Source organism: Dongia deserti, from assembly GCF_003574735.1.
Classification (GTDB): domain Bacteria; phylum Pseudomonadota; class Alphaproteobacteria; order Dongiales; family Dongiaceae; genus Dongia_A; species Dongia_A deserti.
In genome coordinates this window covers 210548-228247 of sequence record NZ_QORW01000005.1, presented here as the reverse complement: position 1 = coordinate 228247, position 17700 = coordinate 210548, and the positions used below count along the sequence as shown (strand labels likewise).

Genomic DNA, 17700 nt, shown 5'->3' with positions numbered 1-17700 from the left:
GGGCGCAACAGACGTAACCGGCTATTGCACGGCTAGAGCCTGCTCGATCAGCTTGTCCCCGCCCGGAACCTCGTCGGCAAACTTCTTGTAGGAGGACTCCTTGGCAACCGCGATCCAAGCGTCGTAATCTTGCTTGGACATCTCGACGACCTCCACATTGGCCTTCTTGAAGGTCTCGACCATCTTGTCGTCGCCTTTGCGGATCTCGGTCGAGAAATATTCCTCGGACTTCGTGCCGGCATCCATAATCGCCTTCTGCTGCTCCGGCGTCAGGCTATCGTAGACCTTCTTCGACATCAGCACCGGCTCATACATGAACCAGAGCGCGTTCGCGCCCGGTGCCGTCAGGCACTTCACCTGCTCGTACAAGCGGTAAGAAACGAAACTGGCGGACGAGGTATTGGTGGCGTCGAGCACTCCAGTCTGCATCGCCGAATAGATCTCTGACGATGGCATCGAGGCGATCGAGGCGCCGGCGGCCGCGAGCATCTGTTCAAAGGCGGGCCCGGCGGCGCGAATGACCTGCCCTTTCACAGTCTCGGGCGCGGTGATGCAGCCTTCCTTGGAGGCGAACGCACCGGACAGCCATGCGTCCGCGACCACGATGACGCCGGCATCTTCGATCACCTTCTTGATGCTTTCCATGAACGGCGAATCGTTGAGCCGTTCCGCGCGATCGAAATTGCCGACCAGCCCCGGCATCAGGGTCGCGGAGAATTGCGGATGACGGCCGGAGGCGTAGTCGAGGGGAAAGGACGACATGTCCAGCGCGCCCGTCGTCAAGGCGCCCCATTGCTCCGTCGGCTTGTACAAGGACGAGCCGGGATAGATCTGGAGCTTGAGATCGACATTCGCCTTCTCGACCTCGCGCGCGATGATCTGCACCATCTCGTCGCGCGGGTCGCCCTTGCCGCCCGGGAACTGGTGCGATGCCTTCAAAACGGTCTCCGCCTGAACCGCACTCGCCAAGCAAATGGAAATTCCGGTGGCGCCAAGCAGCGCCGCAATGAGCTGTCGCATGGGTCTCCTCCACTGATGAGTTGTTCTGTTCTTGGGTCCGACGACCTCACTCAAATGAAAAACCCATCTGTCGACAAAGTCAACAAACTTGTATACAATGGTCGTCGAAAGGCATGCAGAGGGGAAAATGTCAGGCAATATCCGCCAGAGGCTGCGCGACGAGATCGAGAACGAGATCCTGACGGGGCACTGGGTGCCGGGCCATCGATTGGACGAGGTGGCCTTGGCGAACCGCTTCGGGGTGTCACGCACGCCGATCCGCGAGGCGCTGCTCCAGCTTTCGGCTGCCGGCCTCATCGAAGTGCGACCGCGGCGCGGGGCGATCGTCGCAAGCGTGGGCGCTGAACGCCTCATCGAGATGTTCGAGGTGATGGCGGAACTCGAAGGGCTGGCCGGTCGCCTCGCCGTGCGACGTCACACGGATGCAGACATGAAGGCCATCCTGGAGACGCACGAAGCCTGTCGGCAGGCGGCAGAAGCCGGCGACAGCGATGCCTATTACTATGAGAATGAGCGTTTTCACTTCGCCATCTATCACGCCGGCCACAGTCAGTTCCTGTTCGAGCAATGCAGCGCACTCCATCGGCGGCTGAAACCCTATCGCCGCCTGCAGCTGCGCGTACGCAATCGCGTGGCCAAGTCGTTTGCGGAGCATGAGCAGGTGGTGGCAGCGCTGACGGCCGGAAAGGAGGAAGCCGCCGGCCGCGCCCTGCACGATCACGTCGCAATCCAGGGCGAGCGATTCAGCGATTTCATCGCGTCTCTTTCGCACGCGCGTTCGTCCGATATGCGGCAGAGCGCGGCCGCGAAAACGTAGAGTATTTGCTCTGTCCCGGTGTTGTCGTCCTCGGGGCGAGGCGGAGAATACGGTAGTGGAGCGCTTGATACTCGCGATCCACGCGATCCCCGGATAGCGGATCTTCGGCCGCTTGGGCCTCGCTGGCGGGCGTTACGGCTGGCGCTGCCCGACTCTCAGCTTATTTCTCGGTCACCGGCGTCTCGCCGTGCTCGGTAATGATCGCCCTGAAGGCGCTCATCGGCGCGAAGAAAGCACGCTGAAGCTTGCCGATCTTGCTGCTGTCCACCACGAGATAGCTTTCGCGGGCGAGCGAGATCGCCTTTTGCTTGACCCGTGCTTCATGAAAGGCGGCGCAGGTGGCGCCGCGTTGCATGTCAACCCCGGCAGCAGACAGGAAGGCGACGTTGATGCCAAAGTCTCCGAGCCTGTCCAGGTCGTAATCGGCGGCAAAGGAGGTAGAGGATGGATGATAGTGGCCGCCCAGCATGATCATCGTCACGTTGGGCTTGCGCGTCAGGCGCTCCGCCACGTTCAGCGCATAGCAAATTGCGGTGACTTGGCAGTCATCCGGGATCAGCTCGACGAGGTGAATGAGAGTCGTACCGCAATCGATGAAGATCGTCTCGTTGGAACGGAGATGGCGGGCGGCATGGATGCAAGCGTCACGCTTGGCGACGGCATGGCTGTCGGCGGCGCTCGCGATCTCGTAGCGCGTGTTGCCCTCGATCTGGGCCGGCGACATGATGTGGCCGCCGAAATAGGCGAACTGATCCGGATGCTCCGCAATGTCGCGGCGAACAGTCATTTCCGACACGCCAAGCAGCTCCGCGGCTTAACGCAGATGCAGGACGCGACGCTCCGCCAAGGCGCTGACGAGGGCGGCAATGCGCTTGGTGTTACGAGCGCTCATGGAGCATCGAACCTCTTAGCAGCAGAGGTCACTTTCGTAACACACGCCCTTGGCTTTGTTAACGTGGGGCGGCGCTCATGCAGCCTCGGCCTGGACCTGGCGCCAGGCACCGATGATCGCGGCGACCGAGTGGTCTGCATCTTCCTCGCTGGTGGCCCAGGAGGTGACGGAAAGACGCATGATCCACTGTCCTTTCCACTCGGCGCCGGCGGCGAAGCAGATACCGTCCTTTTGGATCCGCGCGATCACATGCTTCGTCAACAGATCGTCATCGCCAAACCGCACCACGACCTGATTAAGCAAGACATCGTTGAGCACGCAGATGCCGGCTTCCTCGCTCAGCACCCGCGCCATGCGCCGGGCGATCCGGCAATGATGTGCGACCAGCTGCGCGATGCCCTGCCGCCCGAACGCGCGGATCATCGCCCAGGCCGCAAAACCACGCGCACGGCGGGAAAGTTCGGGCACATAGTGCGCGGGGTTGCGCTCGTCGGCGGCAACGGCCGGCAGGTAGCTGGCCGTGATCGCCATGGCCCGGCGATGGGCTTCGGAATTCCGAACGATGGCAAAGCCGCAATCGTACGGCAGCTGCAGCCACTTGTGCCCGTCGGTCGCCCAGGAATCAGCCTTGTCCATGCCGGCTGCGAGTGGCGCCGTCTCAGGGCAAGCCCGCGCCCACAGACCGAAGGCACCGTCGACATGCACCCAGGCATTGCCGCGACGCGCGATCTCCGCGATGTCACCGATCGGATCGAAAGCGCCGGTGTTGATGTGACCGGCCTGGGTGATGACGATCGCCGGCTCGTTGCCGCGCTTCATCGCTGCTTCGAAATCGCCAAGCTTCATCCCGCCCATTGGGTCGGTCGGCACGGGGATCACGCGATCGTGGCCGAGCCCCAGCAGCTGCAGTCCAGAGAAGACAGTGGCGTGCGCTTCCTCGCCGATGAGCACGCGGATCCGTGGCGCCCCGAACAGGCCGTTGGCTTCCACATCCCAGCCGACGCGGCGCAACAACTCCCCGCGCGCGGCGGCGAGGCAAATCAGGTTCGCGAGCGTCGCGCCGGTTGCGAAGCCGACCGACGATTCCCCGGGTAGCTGGAGAAGCTCGAGCAGCCAATTGGCGGCCGCCTCCTCGCAGGCGGCGGCAGCCGGTGTCGCCGCATGGTTGCCGCAATTCTGCCCCCAGGCGCTGGTCAGCCAGTCGGCTGCGACTCCGACAGGATGCGAGGCGCCCATCACCCAACCGAAAAAGCGTGGACCCGTCATGGTCGCCAGCCCAGGCTCAGCCAGTGCGGCAAGTTCCTCGATAACGGCGAAACCGTCCATGCCCTGCTCCGGCAACGGCGCAGCAAAGGATTGCCGCATCTCCACAAAGCTTCTTTCCGGCCTTTGGAAGCGTTCATTCAGCGATCGACGAAAATCCATCGCGATCTCCGCCGCCTGCCGGAGCATCAACTCATGGTCCGCATCCCAGGCGTGCCGCAGCCGTATCGCTTGTGGTTCTGCCAATCTCGAATGGTCATCCATCCCATGTGCTCCTTGCCATTCCGGCGGTGGATCCGGGCGCGGCCTAGACGGATAGCGACCAAATGTCAGAACGAGCGCCCCTGGACGTCAAAGCGTGATCAAATCGGCCGGTTCGGCGGACTGACCGGGCTCCGATGCTGCACGTCGCGGCGGTGAAGCGTAAGAATAGTTGCTCCAGTTTCAAAAAACCACAACCTATAGAAATATGTGATAGTTCACACATTTGATGAGCAAGTCGAAAACTTTGCTGGGATTTTTAGCCAAAGGGGAGTATGAGGGCGACCACGCCTGCATAGAAGAGAGGACTTATGGCGCTTGTCCAACTGACGTTGCTTGGCGGGTTCGGCCTGCGCAGGGCCGATCGGGGGGATGTCCGGCTGCCCACACGGAAGGCCGAAGCGCTGTTGGCCTTTCTCGCCTGCCATCCGGGGGAGAAGCAGCCGCGCGACCGACTGACGGCGCTGCTGTGGGGCGATCGCGGCGACCGTCAGGCTCGCCATAGTCTCAGCCAAACTCTGCTGTCGCTACGCCAGGAACTTGGAGAAGCGAACTCCTTGCTGATCATCGAGCGCGAGGCGGTGGCGCTGCGTGCCGACGCCATTGAGTCAGACGTGCTCGAGTTTCGGCGACTCGCCAGTACGCCCGACGGCTTGCGCGCCGCGCTTGATGTCTATCGCGGCCAGTTCCTCGACGGCTTCAACCTGCGCGAGCCGGGGTTCGAGGATTGGCTGATCGAACAGCGGACGCAGCTGCAGGGCCTGGCGTTCAATACATTTCTTGCGCTGGCCGATGCGCAGGTCGCGGCTGACGACTGGAATGCGGCCATTGCAACGTTGAACAGCGCCGTTCGGTTCGATCCCCTGGCGGAAGAAGCCTATCGCCGCCTCATGGGCCTGCAGATCGAGCATGGCTTCTGCAACGATGCGATCCGCAACTACCGCTTCCTCGCGGAAGCCTTGCGGCGCGACCTGAAGACGCAGCCGGATCCCTCGACCACGGCGATCTATCAGCGCGCGATAAGTCGGCCGCAGCAGCCATTGCAGATCGTGCCCGAGCAGGCTGCACAGGCCGTCGTCGTACCAGCAGAGCGATCCGAGGCGCCTCGTCGCGATCTCGCTGGACCGCAGCGCGCCTCGGTCGCCATCATGCCGTTTGTCGACCTCGACCTGAGGATTGAAGGAAAGGCGCCGCTGGCACGGGGACTCACGCATGACGTGATCACGCGGCTTGCCAAACTGAGAAGCATGTTCGTGATCGCCCAGGGGACTGTCTTCACCCTCGCCGAGAAGGGCGTCGGCGCCGAGGAAGCGGGCCGGCTGCTGAACGTCGATTATGTCGTATCTGGCACTATTCGCAGACAGGGCAGCCATGTGACCGCTGCGGTCGAGCTGGTCGAGACGCGATGCGCCCGCATCGTCTGGGCCGACACGATCGAGCGCCAGCTGAGCGATTCGCTTTCCATTGAAGACCAGTTGGTGAACCACATCGTCACCTCGGTCGCGGCCGAGATCGAGCAAACCGAGCGTAACCGCGCCATCCTCAAGCCGCCCGGGTCGCTGGATGCCTGGGAAGCGCTGCATTGCGGCTTTTGGCACATGTATCGCTTCAATGAAGCGGATAACGAGCGGGCAAGGCGCTTCTTCAAGCTGGCCGTGCGGTTGGACCCTACGATGGCACGGGCCTATGCCGGGCTCTCGTTCACGCATTTCCAGAACGCGTTCCTGTTGCGGCCAAGCGAGCGGCAGCAGGAGATCTCCCGCGCCTACGACATGGCGGTGGAAGCGCTGAGCGCCGATGACCGCGATCCGGCTGCGCACTGGGCCCTGGGGCGTGCGTTGTGGTTGCGCGGCGAGCATGACCGTTCGTTGGGTGAACTCGGGACTGCGGTTGACCTCAGCCCGAACTTCGCGCTCGCGCATTACACCTTGTCATTCGTCCACTGCCAGTCAGGCGATGCGACGGCAGCGATCCGCTACGCGGATCGTTCGCTCGATCTCAGCCCCTACGATCCCATGACCTTTGCGATGCTCGGGTCGAAGGCGCTGGCGCATGCGAGGCTGGGCCAGTTCGATCAGGCCGCCGAATGGGCGGTCAAGGCGACCCTGCGGCCCAATGCGCATGCCCACATCTTAGCGATCGCCGCAGAATGCCTTGCCCTGGCGGATCGAGGTGACGAGGCACGCGCCTTCTCAAGGCGCATCCATGAGTGGCGACCGGAATATTCGATCGAGGACTTCTTGAGCGCGTTCCATTTCCCGGCGCAGGACACGGCGATGTTCCAGCGTGCCGCAAAGGAGGTCGGAATCTTCCAGCCCGAGAACGTGCGCCGCTGGGCTTAGACTGGCCGGCTTTCTACGGCGTCACTCCCCAATCACGCCAGCGACGTTCTGGTCGTAATCCACCAGCGCGCCGGTCATGAGGCCGGAATGCGGGCTCAGCATGTAGGCAGCAAGGATCGCCAGCTGGTCCGGTTTCACAAGCTGGCCCATGGGGCTGTTCGCTTCCGCCTTCTGCAGCCAGTCATCCGAAGCGCCGTGATACTTCTTCTGGATCTCGTGCTCCGCCGGCGTGTCCATCCACCCTGGCAGGATGGCATTGCAGCGGATGCGCTTGGCCCGATAGGCCGAGGCGACATTCTTGGTCATGGTCGCCAGCGCGCCCTTCGACGATGAATAGGGACACAGGAACGATTGTCCGGCATGGGCGGACATCGAGAGGATGTTCACGATCGAGCCAGGCATGTTGGTCTCCAGCAGCCGCCGCACGACGCCCTGCATCAACAAGAACGGACCGCGCACATTGGTATTGAAGATCTGGTCGAACAGCTGCGGCGTTGTGTCGACCAACGATCCACGTGCGGATGTGGCGGCCGCGTTGACCAGGCCGTTGATGGTGCCGAAGCGCTCGATGGCGGTTGCGACGATGCGCGCGCAATCCTCCGCCTTACTCACGTCCGCCTGCACGAACAGGGCATCGACGCCGAGGGCCTTCAGCTGATCGACGGCGCGGGCGCCCTTCTCTGCCGTGCGACCGGCGATTGCGATGGATTTGCAACCCTCCGCCGCCAGCTGACGTGCGATGGCAAACCCGATGCCCTGCGCGCCGCCTGTTACGATCGCGTTGGTATGCTGGTTCCGCGTATTCGGGTCGAGCATTGTGTCCTCTGTGTGCAAGATACGGTGGCTATGCCTTTCGGCGCTTGCGCTGCCGGTGCTGATCAATGACCACGGCCGCGACAATGATCACGCCTTTTACGATCTCCTGATAATAGGCATCGACCCTGAGGAACGTGAAGGCAGCAGCTCCTTGATCAAAAACCATCAGTACAGAAGCTTGGCTTTGAGGGAGTTTGCAAGATTATATCATTTGCCGATTGAGCCTGTCAGCGCCGGAGGTTAATTTCATTCGCAGTACGTCGGCCGCATTGGCAGCCCAGCGGCCAAATCGATAGCGGCCCAATCGGCAATAGGTTTCTGGGAGAGATGACGGCTATGCCAATGCGCGATTACAGCTTGGTCGGGCCCGAGGCGGAGAAGGCAGTCCAGAAGGGACTGACGACGGGCGAATGGTACCGCACGGACATCCCGCGCAAGCAGATGAAGGAGCTGATGCAGCGGAGCGACGGGCCGGCAATCCGTGACACGATTCTGTGGTTCGCGCTTTTCATCCTGTTCGGCGCGGGCGGGTTCTATTTCTGGGGCACCTGGTGGTGCGTGCCGTTCTTCCTCTGCTACGGCGTGCTGTACGGTTCCTCGAGCGACAGCCGCTGGCATGAATGCGGCCACGGCACGGCTTTCAAGACGCGCTGGATGAATGACGTCATCTACCACATCGCCTCGTTCATGATCATGCGTGAGCCGGTGATCTGGCGCTGGAGCCATACGCGGCATCACACCGACAGCATCATCGTAGGCCGCGATCCGGAGATCGTCGCCACACGGCCGCCCAATCTGTTCCAGATCTTCCTCTACTTCTTCGGGATCACGACCGCGCCGAAGGCGCTGCAAAAGATGGCGATCCACGCAATGGGCCGGATGACGGGCGAAGAGAAGACCTTCGTGCCGGAATCAGAGTGGACGAAGGTGTATGTGATTGCGCGAATCCATCTGGCCATCCATGCCCTGCCCTTCGCGCTCGCCCTGTATTTCGGGTCGTGGCTGCCGCTCATGTATTTCGGCGTGCTGCCGCTGATGTATGGCGCGTGGCTCGGTGTCTATTTCGGCCTGACGCAGCATGCAGGGCTGGCGGAGGACGTGCTCGACCACCGCCTGAACTCACGGACGGTGTACATGAATCCGGTCTTCCGCTTCGTGTACTGGAACATGAACTACCACATCGAGCATCACATCTTCCCGATGGTGTCGTATCACGCCCTTCCCAAGCTGCACGCGATCATGTTGCCGGATCTGCCGCGGCCCTATCCCAGTACCATCGCCGCCCATCGGGACATTGTCGGCGCGATGCTCCGACAGCAGAAGGACCCGACCTGGACCATCCAGCCGGAGCTGCCCGACACTGCCAAGCCGTACCAGCCGCACTTGCAAGCCACTATCGCTCCGATGCCGGCGGAGTAGCGACCATCGAATTCTGGGAAGAAGCATATGAGCAACAACTGGATCGAGGCCTGCCCAGCTGACGAGATCGAGGAAGAGGACGTAATTCGCTTCGATCACGGCGGACGTACCTTCGCCATCTATCGCAGCGCCGACGATGAGTATTTCGCGACGGACGGCCTCTGTACACATGAGCAGGTGCATTTGGCTGACGGGCTGGTGATGGATGATATTATCGAGTGCCCGAAGCATAACGGGCGCTTCAACTACAAGACTGGCGAGGCTAAGAGCGCGCCGGTTTGCGTGAACCTTCAGACCTACCCCGTGAAGCTCGAAGGCGGCAAAGTCTTCGTCCAGCTCGACTGACGCGTCATGCCGGCGGGAATGCTCATCGTCGGCGCCGGAGAATGCGGCGCCCGTGCTGCTCTGACGCTGCGCGACCAAAACTACGATGGACCAGTGACCCTGGTCGGCGATGAATCACACTTCCCGTACGAACGGCCGCCTCTGTCCAAGGACGCGATAGTTTCCGAAAGGGAGCCATTGCCCAAGTTCGTTGGCGATCGGCAACACTTCATCGATCGCAAGATTGAGTGCGTGACCAGCACTCGCGCCATTGCGATCGACCGTGCAAGCCGAAGTGTCGCGCTCGCCAATGGCAGCACCCTGCGTTACGACAAACTGCTGCTGGCGACGGGTGCAGCGCCACGACGGCTATCGCTGCCCGGTGCGGAGGGAAGTCGCTGCGCCTACCTCAGGACCTACGATGACGCATTGCGGGTTCGCAGGGCGCTCGGGTCGGGCTGTCATGTGGCGATCCTCGGCGGCGGATTTATCGGCCTGGAACTGGCCGCGAGCGCGCGTAAGCGCGGCGCGGTGGTAACCGTCATCGAAGCTTTACCGCGTATCCTGACCCGCGGGGTGCCGGAGGAGATCGCGCGCGTGATCGACGCGCGGCATCGCGCCGAAGACGTCGAGATCGCCTGCGGCAGAAGCGTTTTGACGTTGCGGGAGGATAGCACTGGCATCGAGGTTGGCCTTTCCGATGGCAGTTCCGTCACGGCGGATCTTCTGATCATCGGAATCGGTGCGGTGCCGGTTACCGACCTCGCGCAAGGAGCTGGGCTCGCCATGGAGAACGGCATCGCAGTGGACGAGCAATTGCAGACGTCTGATCTGGATATCTACGCCGCGGGCGACTGTTGCTCGTTCCCGCTGGCGATCTATGGCAGTCGACGTGTGCGCCTGGAATGCTGGCGCAACGCCCAGGACCAGGGCGTTCTCGCCGCGCGCAACATGCTTGGGGCCGGAGAGAAGGTATCGGCCGTGCCTTGGTTCTGGTCGGATCAGTATGACCTGACGCTGCAGATTGCAGGACTGCCGGATGGCGGCACGCGGATCGTGCGGCGCGACGTGTCGGACGGCGCGTTCATTCTGTTCCATTTGCAGGATGATGGACGCCTGATGGCGGCAAGCGGAATCGGAAGTGGCAATGTGGTCGCAAAGGACATCCGTCTGGCTGAAATGCTGATTGCCAAACGTGCGATGCCGGAGCCGGCTGCACTGGCGCAACCACAGGTCAAACTAAAGTCGCTGCTAGCGGCATAAGGCTGATATGGAGGAAGGATCGATGCGCGACCAGAGGCCGACTGTCACCGACCTGCTTGCCATCAAAGGCAAGCGTCAACTGAGCATGCTGCGGGTCGAGAGCCTGGAAGAAGCGGAAGCGGCCCAGCGAGCCGGCATCGACATGCTGTCGGTTCCGCCGGGTTTACTGGACCCGGCATTCCGCGAAGCAGTGCCCACCTGCTTCGTGTTTCCCGGCCTAGAATATGGCGAGTATGTCTCGGAGGAGGAGTATTTGCGCGCCGCGTTCAAGGCGCTCAAGTCGGGTGGTGATGCGGTGTGGTGCGCGGCGAGCCTACAGATCATTCGCAGGCTGCGCGATGAAGGCGTGCCCGTGTGTGGACACGTGGGGCTGATCCCCGCGCGACGCACTTGGACCGGCGGATTCAAGGCCGTGGGCAAGACGCTGGAGACTGCGCTGCTGGTCTGGCAGCAGACGAAGGCGCTTGAAGAAGCCGGGGCATTCTCGGCCGAGATCGAAGTGGTGCCCTCGGACGTGGCGAGCGCAATTTCAAGACGCACCTCGTTATTCATGATATCGATGGGCTCGGGCGCAGGATGTGACGCGCAATACCTGTTCGCGAGCGACGTGCTCGGCACCAATCGCGGGCATGTGCCGCGCCACTCCAAGATCTATCGCAATTTCGCCGCCGAGTATGACCGGCTCCAACAGGAGCGCGTTGCCGCTTTCTCGGAATTGGTGCGCGATATCAAATCAGGCGCCTACCCGGAAGCCCGGCATCAGGTGGGTATTCGAAGAGCGGAACTCGATCAGTTTCTACGCGCAATCGAGAAGGAGTAGGCGCCCCCACAGCGTCATGTCGTTCCCGGCCTAGTTCAACCATATGTGATTCGCGCGACCCTGACACCTCTGGCGTGTTATTGCGCGCCACCCTACTCTGTCCCAGTTTGCAGGGCGGATGCTCGAGGGCAATGCATGAAGTTAACTCTGTTGATTCTAGCAGCCTGGATCGTGATCCCGCTGACCGTCAGTTACGCGCGCTATTCGGCGCCGGGATATTCGTGGGCCACCGCGCCGCGCCATTCCTCCGGTCTCGCCCCCGACCCAGCGATGCACCGCGACGCCGTCGTGCAGATCTACAACGCACGCGCGTTCTCCTGGCGCGGGATCTTTGCCACCCATCCCTGGATCGTCGTCAAGAAATCCGACGCACCGGCTTACACGCGATACGAAGTCGTTGGTTGGAGCTCCGGCTCGAAACTGCGCACCGACTATGCGACGGTTGATGGGCTCTGGTACGGCTCGACGCCATCCTTGCTGGTCGATGTGCGCGGGCCGAAGGCCGATGCGCTGATCGAGCGCATCGAAGCCGCAGTCGCCTCTTATCCCTATAAAGACGACTACCGGACTTGGCCGGGCCCCAATAGCAACACGTTCCTGGCTCACGTGGCGCGCGAAGTGCCGGAGCTGAGCCTTGACATTCCGGCCAGCGCGATCGGCAAGGACTATCGCCCATGGCACCAACCGGTAGGATCCGCGCCGAGCGGAACGGGGGTACAGGTTTCGCTTCTGGGCCTCGTTGGCGTGACGCTCGCGGCGGAGGAAGGCGTGGAATTCAACCTGCTGGGGCTGGCCTTCGGGGTGGATGTCTTGCGCCCGGCGTTGCGCCTGCCAGCGATCGGCCGCCTCGGCATGGCTGAGGAGGCTTTGGGGCCCAGGCAGTAGGCCGTACGGTGTAGACCGGCTGGTCAATTGAGGCATTTGCAGGAACTGGAGATTTATGCCTCGTCTCAATGGTTTAAAGTCGGATTGCTGACCCTGCGGTCGAGCTGGCGAGCAAGACACTGTTAATCATAAGCGCCCCATAATGTCGGCTCCTCTGCCGGGAGCATGGCCGCCATGCCACGGCCCGCAGGAATTTGATGAGCCGGATGAGAGATAGGGCAACAACGCACGCGCAGGCGCGCATCCCAGATCCGCGGATGCGACCAAGTCTGTGTTGTGCCATGGGGCGAGATCGAGGGTCGTGCCGTTGTCGCTGATATGGGCAGGCGTTGCTTTGGCGATGGCGCTGTCGCTTGCGGCGGCATGCGTGGCCTTGGTTCGGCTGCGCGCCGAGCTGGCCGGGGAGTCTCGCCGTCGATCAGCAGCCGTCGCCGCTCTCCAGGAAAGCCAGGATCGTTTCCGCGAGTTCGCTGATTCGGCCGCCGATTGGCTATGGGAGATCGATACGGAGTATCGCTTCACCGTGGATACCGGCCGCACGCCGCGCGGTGGCCTGATAGGGTCCGATCTGATCGGGCTACGCCGATGGGAGATGCCGGGCGTTGATCCCAAAGATCCGATTTGGGACCGCTACCGCGCACTGCTGGATGCGCGTGAAGCTTTTCGGAACTTCGAGTTCTCCTATTCGGGGCAGAATGGCAGGCGATTCCACGCCAGCATCGCCGGCCACCCGCTCTACGGACCGGATGAAACATTCCTCGGGTATCGCGGGACGGCCCGCGATATCACGGTCGAGGTGGAGGCAAAGGAGCAGGCAGCACGGACCATGAGCCTGCTCGATGCGGTGCGTGCGATTCAATCGAGCTATATCGGCGGTGCCGATCCCAAGAAGGCATACGAGCAGATGCTGGCAACGCTGCTCGACGTCACCCAGAGCGCCTATGGCTTTGTGGGGGAAATCCGGCACGATCAGGCCGGCAATCGCTACCTCAAGGCTCACGCCATCACCAACATCGCCTGGAACGAGCAGACCCGTCGGCTCTATGCAGAGAGCGCAGCGCAGGGCTTGGACTTTCGCAATCTGGATACTTTGTTCGGCGCTGCGATCACCAGCGGCAAACCGGTAATCACCAACAGCCCTGCGACTGACCCGCGTCGCGGTGGCCGCCCCGGTGGCCATCCACCGCTCGAGTGTTTCCTTGGGGTTCCGCTTTATTCCCACCAGGACATGGTCGGCCTGATGGGCATCGCCAATCGTCCCGGCGGCTATGACGACGCGATCGTCGCTTTTTTGGAGCCGCTGACGGGGGCCTGCGGCGCAGTGATCGGAGCGATCCAGGCGGATGCGCAGCAGGCGACGGTCGAGGCCGAGCTCCGCGCCAGTGTCAGCCGGCTCAAGACGGCAGAGCGGCACGCGCACTTGGGGTCTTGGGAGGTGGATGTCGCAACCGGCCAAATGATCGCGAGTGACGAAGCACTGGATATCTTCGGACAGCCGCACGGCGTGCCGGTTACGCGAGACATGTTTTTCAACGCGCTGCTGGAGGAGGATCGCGAGCAGGTCAAGGCGACGGTTGCATCGCACCTCGCGGGCCCACAAACCGAATACACCATCGAGTATCGCATCAATCATCGCCGACGCGGCATTCGCCGCATCTTGGCGAGGGTTGCAGTCGAGCGCACACCGGACGGCACCGCAGTCCGGCTCAACGGCATTGCGCAGGACGTAACGGAGCTCCGCGCCGTTGAGGCGGACTTGCGCGCCAGCCAACAGCGGCTGGACCTCGTCCTGGACGGCACAGGCATCAGCCTGTGGGATTGGAACATCGTCGGCGGGGAATATAGGTTCGATCACCGCATGCTGGAGCGGATGGGCTATCGTCCGGATGAGGTGGCGTTCATCACAACCGCATGGGATGCTTTGATGCATCCTGCCGACCGTCCAGGCCTGGATTCGGCGGTCGCCGACTATCTCAGCGGCCGCTCGGAGTTCTTCCAGGCGATTTATCGCATGCGCACCAAGAGCGGCGATTGGCGCTGGATCCTGAGTCGCGGCCGGGCGGTGGAGCGTGGTACGGACGGTTCGCCGCTTCGTATGTCCGGAACACATCTGGACATAACAGACCTAAAGCACGCCGAACTTGCCCTTCGGCGCAGTGACGAACGTTTCCGCGCCTTGGCCGAATCGTCGCGCGCTATTCCATGGGAGGCGGACTACGAAACCTATCGAATTACGTACGTTGGTCCGCAGATCGAAGCCGTCGTTGGGTTCTCAGCAAAAGACTGGGTGGAGAAGGATCTATGGCCGGATCGGCTGCATCCGGGCGATCGCGATCGCGTGCTGCGGGAAGCAGCGGACTATTCGCGCGCTGGTGTCGATCACAATCTGGAATATCGTTTGGTTGCCGCCGACGGCAGGGTTGTCTGGATCCGCGACCTGGTGAGCGTCATCAAGATGGATGATGGCAAGACATGGCTGTACGGTGCCATGATCGATGTCACCGAGGAAAAGCAAACGGAAGAGGCGCTGCGCGGCAGCGAGGCGCGCTATCGCCAGGCTGAAAGTGTGGCGGGTCTCATCCACTGGAGCAGCATCGGCGACACCAATCGCTGGCAGGAGCCACGGCTTACGTTCTCTGACACAGCTTCGACCTTCTTCGGGTTATCTGCCGAGGCGTTGCCAGCGACAACTGCTGACTACATTGGCCGTGTCGTCCATCCGGAGGATCGCGAAAGATTGCGTAAGAGCTTTGCCGACTTGATGGGGGATAGGGCGAAGGAATTCACACTGGAATATCGCATCCAGCGCCAGGATGGCTCGATCGCCGTGGTCTCCGAGATCGGCCGCCGGATGCTGGACGGTGACGGCCGGCTGCAATCCGCGTTCGGTACTATCCAGGACATCACCGAGCGCAAGCAGACCGAAGACGCCTTGCGGCGCGCGCAAATGGAAGCGGAGATCGCCAACCGGGCCAAGTCGCAGTTCCTGGCCAATGTGAGCCACGAGCTGCGGACACCGCTCAACGCGATCATCGGCTTTTCCGAGATCATGACCGGCGAATTGATGGGTCCGCTTGGCTCACCGCTCTACAAGGAGTATGCGGGTGATATCCATGATAGCGGACGCCACCTGCTCGCCATCATCAACGACATTCTGGATCTGAGCCGTGTCGAAGCCGGACAGACCGCGCTGAATGAATCGATGGTGGAGATCCAGAAGCTGGTGTCAGCCTGTCTGATCCTGGTCCGGGGGAAGGCGCACACGGGTGGCCTGACGATATCGGTTGAAGAGGCAACAACCGTGCCCGACATTGTCGGCGACGAGCGGCTGTTGAAGCAGACTCTGCTTAACCTCCTATCGAATGCGATCAAGTTCACACCTAAGGGCGGCGCGATTCGGGTCTCGACCAAAGCGACACCGGCGGGAATTGAAATCGCGGTCATGGATTCCGGAATCGGCATGAGCGAAAGCGAATTGGCGAAAGTTGCCAAGCCATTCGTTCAGCTGGAGAACTGGCTGGTCCGCAAATATGAGGGTGCCGGCCTTGGTCTGTCCATCGCCAAGGCCTTCTGCGAGCTCCATGGTGGCCGGTTGGAGATCGCCAGCGCGCCCGGCAGAGGCACGACAGCGACCATTCACCTGCCCGCCTCCCGGGTCGCCCCGACCCAAAGGGTTCGGGCTCACGCGCAATAGCTTAGCGACGCTCCGCCGGCCCGGCGGAGCGTCGCTGAGAACTTTAGCTCATGCGCACGGGCTCGAAACGCTGGGGACGCGCGTTGCGCTGCTGTTGACGCGAACGCTTCAGCGGTTGATGGCCGCCCTTGCCTTGCTGTGGGTGCTGCTTGCCACGAGGCTGCTGACCGTGCGGCCGGCTGCCATGCTCGCGTGCTTCATTGCCGCGCGGGTGCGTGTGATGTGCGCGCGACCCACGATCGTGCTCCCCGTCCTGCCGCGTGTGCGCTCGATGCGCCTCGCCGTCGTGCCGATATCTTCCATCTTCGCGACGAGGATGACGCGCAGCCTCAGTTCGCTCGGCATCGTTCTGGCGATGGGCACGACGTGACGCTTGTCCACCGGCATCGCGGCGATCGGGTTTACCGTGGTTGCGGCCTTGCGCGGGGGCACCACCATTGCGTCCGGTTTGCCGTCCGCCGCTGTGGCGGTGACCATCCGCGACATGCACCGCGTGGAACGGATGGTTCTCATCCACGGTCACCTGCTGCCGGATCGTCTTTTCGATATCCCGCAGGAATGCCCGCTCATCCGCATCGCAGAAGGAGATGGCGATGCCGTCGTTTCCGGCGCGCGCGGTGCGGCCAATGCGGTGGACGTAGCTCTCAGGCTCGTTGGGCAGGTCGAAATTGATCACGTGGGTGATTCCATCCACGTCGATGCCGCGGGCAGCGATGTCGGTCGCCACCAGGACGCGAACCTTGCCGTTGCGGAAGTCGTTCAGCGCCTTCTGACGAGCGTTCTGCGACTTGTTGCCATGGATAGCATCGGCGCGGACTCCCGCCTTGGCGAGCTGATCGGCGACCTTGTTGGCACCGTGTTTGGTGCGGGCGAAGATCAGCGCTCGCGCAATTGATTGATCACTCAGCAGATGCTGCAGCAGCGCGCGCTTGTTCGCCTTCTCCACGAAATGGACACGCTGGGAAATGCGTTCGGCTGTCGTCGCCACGGGCGTGACCTCGACGCGTACCGGATCCTTGAGCAGACTACCGGCCAGACCGGCGACCGCCTGTGGCATGGTTGCGGAAAAGAGCAGCGTCTGCCGCTCCTTGGGGAGCTTGGCGACGATGCGCTTGACCGGCACGATGAAGCCCATGTCCAGCATGCGATCGGCTTCGTCAAGCACGAAGGCTTCGAGCATGTCGAACCGCACCTGGCCCTGGTTCATCAGATCCAATAGGCGGCCCGGAGTCGCCACCAGCACGTCAATGCCGCGCGACAGGCTGTGGATCTGCGGACCCTGGCTGACGCCGCCATAGACCGCAGCACGGCTGAGCCGGAGGTGGCGCCCATAAGAGCGGAAGGAATCGAGGATCTGCACGCACAGTTCGCGCGTGGGCGTCAGGATCAGGGCACGCACGCAGCGTGGTGCCGCGCGGCGGTCGGTGCTGGTCAGCCGATGCAGCAACGGCAGAGCAAAAGCCGCCGTCTTTCCGGTTCCGGTCTGGGCGATCCCCAGCAGGTCGCGTCCCTCCAGCAGCGGGGGAATCGCCTGCGCCTGGATCGGAGTGGGCTTTTCATAGCCTTCGGTGGCGAGCGCCTGCAGCAACGGGGCGCTCAGCTTCAATTCGGTAAAAGTAGTCATTTGTTCAGTTATCTTTCCGTGCATGTGCAGCCGTGCCCCCCGCACTGGCACGATGCCAAGCGCGAGCGCGGCTCTTGACAGGCGCTTCTTGTGGGAAGGGCCCGGGTTTGTGACCCGGCATGCGCGCGCTGTGCGGGACGATGTTGGAGAAACGGTCTCGGGACGGTGTGGCCGGCGAGTCTACGCCGATTACGCCTGCGCGCGGTCGCGAGAGAAGAGGCTGGATTGCCTCGGCGCCGCACATATGACGGCAGCCAGGT

The 17700-nt window shown here is 62.4% G+C and carries 13 protein-coding genes and 1 pseudogene; 8 read left to right on the top strand and 6 right to left on the bottom strand.

Annotation, left to right across the window (positions count from 1 at the left end; genetic code table 11):
• Positions 1-21: 21 nt before the first annotated feature.
• Complete coding sequence (locus DTX69_RS09830; RefSeq protein WP_119301355.1) at positions 22-1020, bottom strand: TRAP transporter substrate-binding protein; 999 nt, start codon at positions 1018-1020, stop codon at positions 22-24.
• Positions 1021-1147: 127 nt separating this feature from the next.
• Here DTX69_RS09830 and DTX69_RS09825 point away from each other — a divergent pair, with 127 nt between their 5' ends.
• Entirely contained in the window at positions 1148-1837 is a 690-nt protein-coding gene (locus DTX69_RS09825; RefSeq protein ID WP_119301354.1) for a GntR family transcriptional regulator, read from the top strand.
• Between the two features lie 160 nt (positions 1838-1997).
• Here the strand turns inward: DTX69_RS09825 and DTX69_RS09820 are convergent, their stop codons facing one another.
• From DTX69_RS09820 to DTX69_RS09815, 3 genes and pseudogenes are all read right to left on the bottom strand, one after another.
• Positions 1998-2561: a DeoR/GlpR family DNA-binding transcription regulator gene (locus tag DTX69_RS09820; protein WP_284735683.1), complete on the bottom strand. Its 564-nt coding sequence runs from the start codon at positions 2559-2561 to the stop codon at positions 1998-2000.
• A 30-nt stretch (positions 2562-2591) separates the two neighbouring features.
• Positions 2592-2645, bottom strand: a pseudogene (locus DTX69_RS30600) (DeoR family transcriptional regulator); the annotation flags it as partial.
• Positions 2646-2804: 159 nt separating this feature from the next.
• Positions 2805-4256 (bottom strand): pyridoxal phosphate-dependent decarboxylase family protein, encoded by a 1452-nt coding sequence (locus tag DTX69_RS09815; RefSeq protein ID WP_162917047.1) that lies wholly within the window; start codon positions 4254-4256, stop codon positions 2805-2807.
• Positions 4257-4564: 308 nt separating this feature from the next.
• Between DTX69_RS09815 and DTX69_RS09810 the strand changes: the two genes are divergently transcribed.
• Positions 4565-6595, top strand: coding sequence for a BTAD domain-containing putative transcriptional regulator (locus DTX69_RS09810; RefSeq protein WP_119301353.1), 2031 nt, complete (start codon positions 4565-4567; stop codon positions 6593-6595).
• Positions 6596-6616: 21 nt separating this feature from the next.
• On the opposite strand, the gene DTX69_RS09805 is transcribed toward DTX69_RS09810, so the two are convergent.
• The gene (locus tag DTX69_RS09805; RefSeq protein WP_119301352.1) at positions 6617-7411 is read right to left on the bottom strand and encodes an SDR family oxidoreductase; all 795 of its coding nucleotides are present in this window, start codon (positions 7409-7411) and stop codon (positions 6617-6619) included.
• A gap of 327 nt (positions 7412-7738) precedes the next feature.
• Here DTX69_RS09805 and DTX69_RS09795 point away from each other — a divergent pair, with 327 nt between their 5' ends.
• From DTX69_RS09795 to DTX69_RS09770, 6 genes are all read left to right on the top strand, one after another.
• The gene (locus tag DTX69_RS09795) at positions 7739-8830 is read left to right on the top strand and encodes a fatty acid desaturase family protein (protein ID WP_119301351.1); all 1092 of its coding nucleotides are present in this window, start codon (positions 7739-7741) and stop codon (positions 8828-8830) included.
• Positions 8831-8857: 27 nt separating this feature from the next.
• The gene (locus DTX69_RS09790; protein ID WP_119301350.1) at positions 8858-9175 is read left to right on the top strand and encodes a MocE family 2Fe-2S type ferredoxin; all 318 of its coding nucleotides are present in this window, start codon (positions 8858-8860) and stop codon (positions 9173-9175) included.
• A 6-nt stretch (positions 9176-9181) separates the two neighbouring features.
• Entirely contained in the window at positions 9182-10417 is a 1236-nt protein-coding gene (locus DTX69_RS09785; RefSeq protein WP_119301349.1) for an NAD(P)/FAD-dependent oxidoreductase, read from the top strand.
• A 22-nt stretch (positions 10418-10439) separates the two neighbouring features.
• Entirely contained in the window at positions 10440-11237 is a 798-nt protein-coding gene (locus DTX69_RS09780; protein WP_119301348.1) for a 3-methyl-2-oxobutanoate hydroxymethyltransferase, read from the top strand.
• A gap of 135 nt (positions 11238-11372) precedes the next feature.
• A complete protein-coding gene (locus DTX69_RS09775) occupies positions 11373-12122 on the top strand; it encodes a DUF3750 domain-containing protein (RefSeq protein WP_119301347.1) in 750 nt (249 codons plus the stop codon).
• 340 nt (positions 12123-12462) lie between these two features.
• A complete protein-coding gene (locus DTX69_RS09770) occupies positions 12463-15816 on the top strand; it encodes a PAS domain-containing protein (RefSeq protein WP_119301346.1) in 3354 nt (1117 codons plus the stop codon).
• 43 nt (positions 15817-15859) lie between these two features.
• On the opposite strand, the gene DTX69_RS09765 is transcribed toward DTX69_RS09770, so the two are convergent.
• The gene (locus tag DTX69_RS09765; protein ID WP_119301345.1) at positions 15860-17440 is read right to left on the bottom strand and encodes a DEAD/DEAH box helicase; all 1581 of its coding nucleotides are present in this window, start codon (positions 17438-17440) and stop codon (positions 15860-15862) included.
• Positions 17441-17700: the final 260 nt, after the last annotated feature.

Bases quoted from the DNA above. Each gene is read 5' to 3' on its own strand.
- DTX69_RS09795 (WP_119301351.1), top strand. From the start codon at position 7,739: ATGACGGCTATGCCAATGCGCGATTACAGCTTGGTCGGGCCCGAGGCG.
- DTX69_RS09775 (WP_119301347.1), top strand. From the start codon at position 11,373: ATGAAGTTAACTCTGTTGATTCTAGCAGCCTGGATCGTGATCCCGCTG.
- DTX69_RS09815 (WP_162917047.1), bottom strand. From the start codon at position 4,256: ATGGATGACCATTCGAGATTGGCAGAACCACAAGCGATACGGCTGCGG.
- DTX69_RS09830 (WP_119301355.1), bottom strand. From the start codon at position 1,020: ATGCGACAGCTCATTGCGGCGCTGCTTGGCGCCACCGGAATTTCCATT.
- DTX69_RS09790 (WP_119301350.1), top strand. From the start codon at position 8,858: ATGAGCAACAACTGGATCGAGGCCTGCCCAGCTGACGAGATCGAGGAA.
- DTX69_RS09765 (WP_119301345.1), bottom strand. From the start codon at position 17,440: ATGACTACTTTTACCGAATTGAAGCTGAGCGCCCCGTTGCTGCAGGCG.
- DTX69_RS09820 (WP_284735683.1), bottom strand. From the start codon at position 2,561: ATGTCGCCGGCCCAGATCGAGGGCAACACGCGCTACGAGATCGCGAGC.
- DTX69_RS09810 (WP_119301353.1), top strand. From the start codon at position 4,565: ATGGCGCTTGTCCAACTGACGTTGCTTGGCGGGTTCGGCCTGCGCAGG.
- DTX69_RS09785 (WP_119301349.1), top strand. From the start codon at position 9,182: ATGCCGGCGGGAATGCTCATCGTCGGCGCCGGAGAATGCGGCGCCCGT.
- DTX69_RS09770 (WP_119301346.1), top strand. From the start codon at position 12,463: ATGGCGCTGTCGCTTGCGGCGGCATGCGTGGCCTTGGTTCGGCTGCGC.
- DTX69_RS09805 (WP_119301352.1), bottom strand. From the start codon at position 7,411: ATGCTCGACCCGAATACGCGGAACCAGCATACCAACGCGATCGTAACA.
- DTX69_RS09825 (WP_119301354.1), top strand. From the start codon at position 1,148: ATGTCAGGCAATATCCGCCAGAGGCTGCGCGACGAGATCGAGAACGAG.
- DTX69_RS09780 (WP_119301348.1), top strand. From the start codon at position 10,440: ATGCGCGACCAGAGGCCGACTGTCACCGACCTGCTTGCCATCAAAGGC.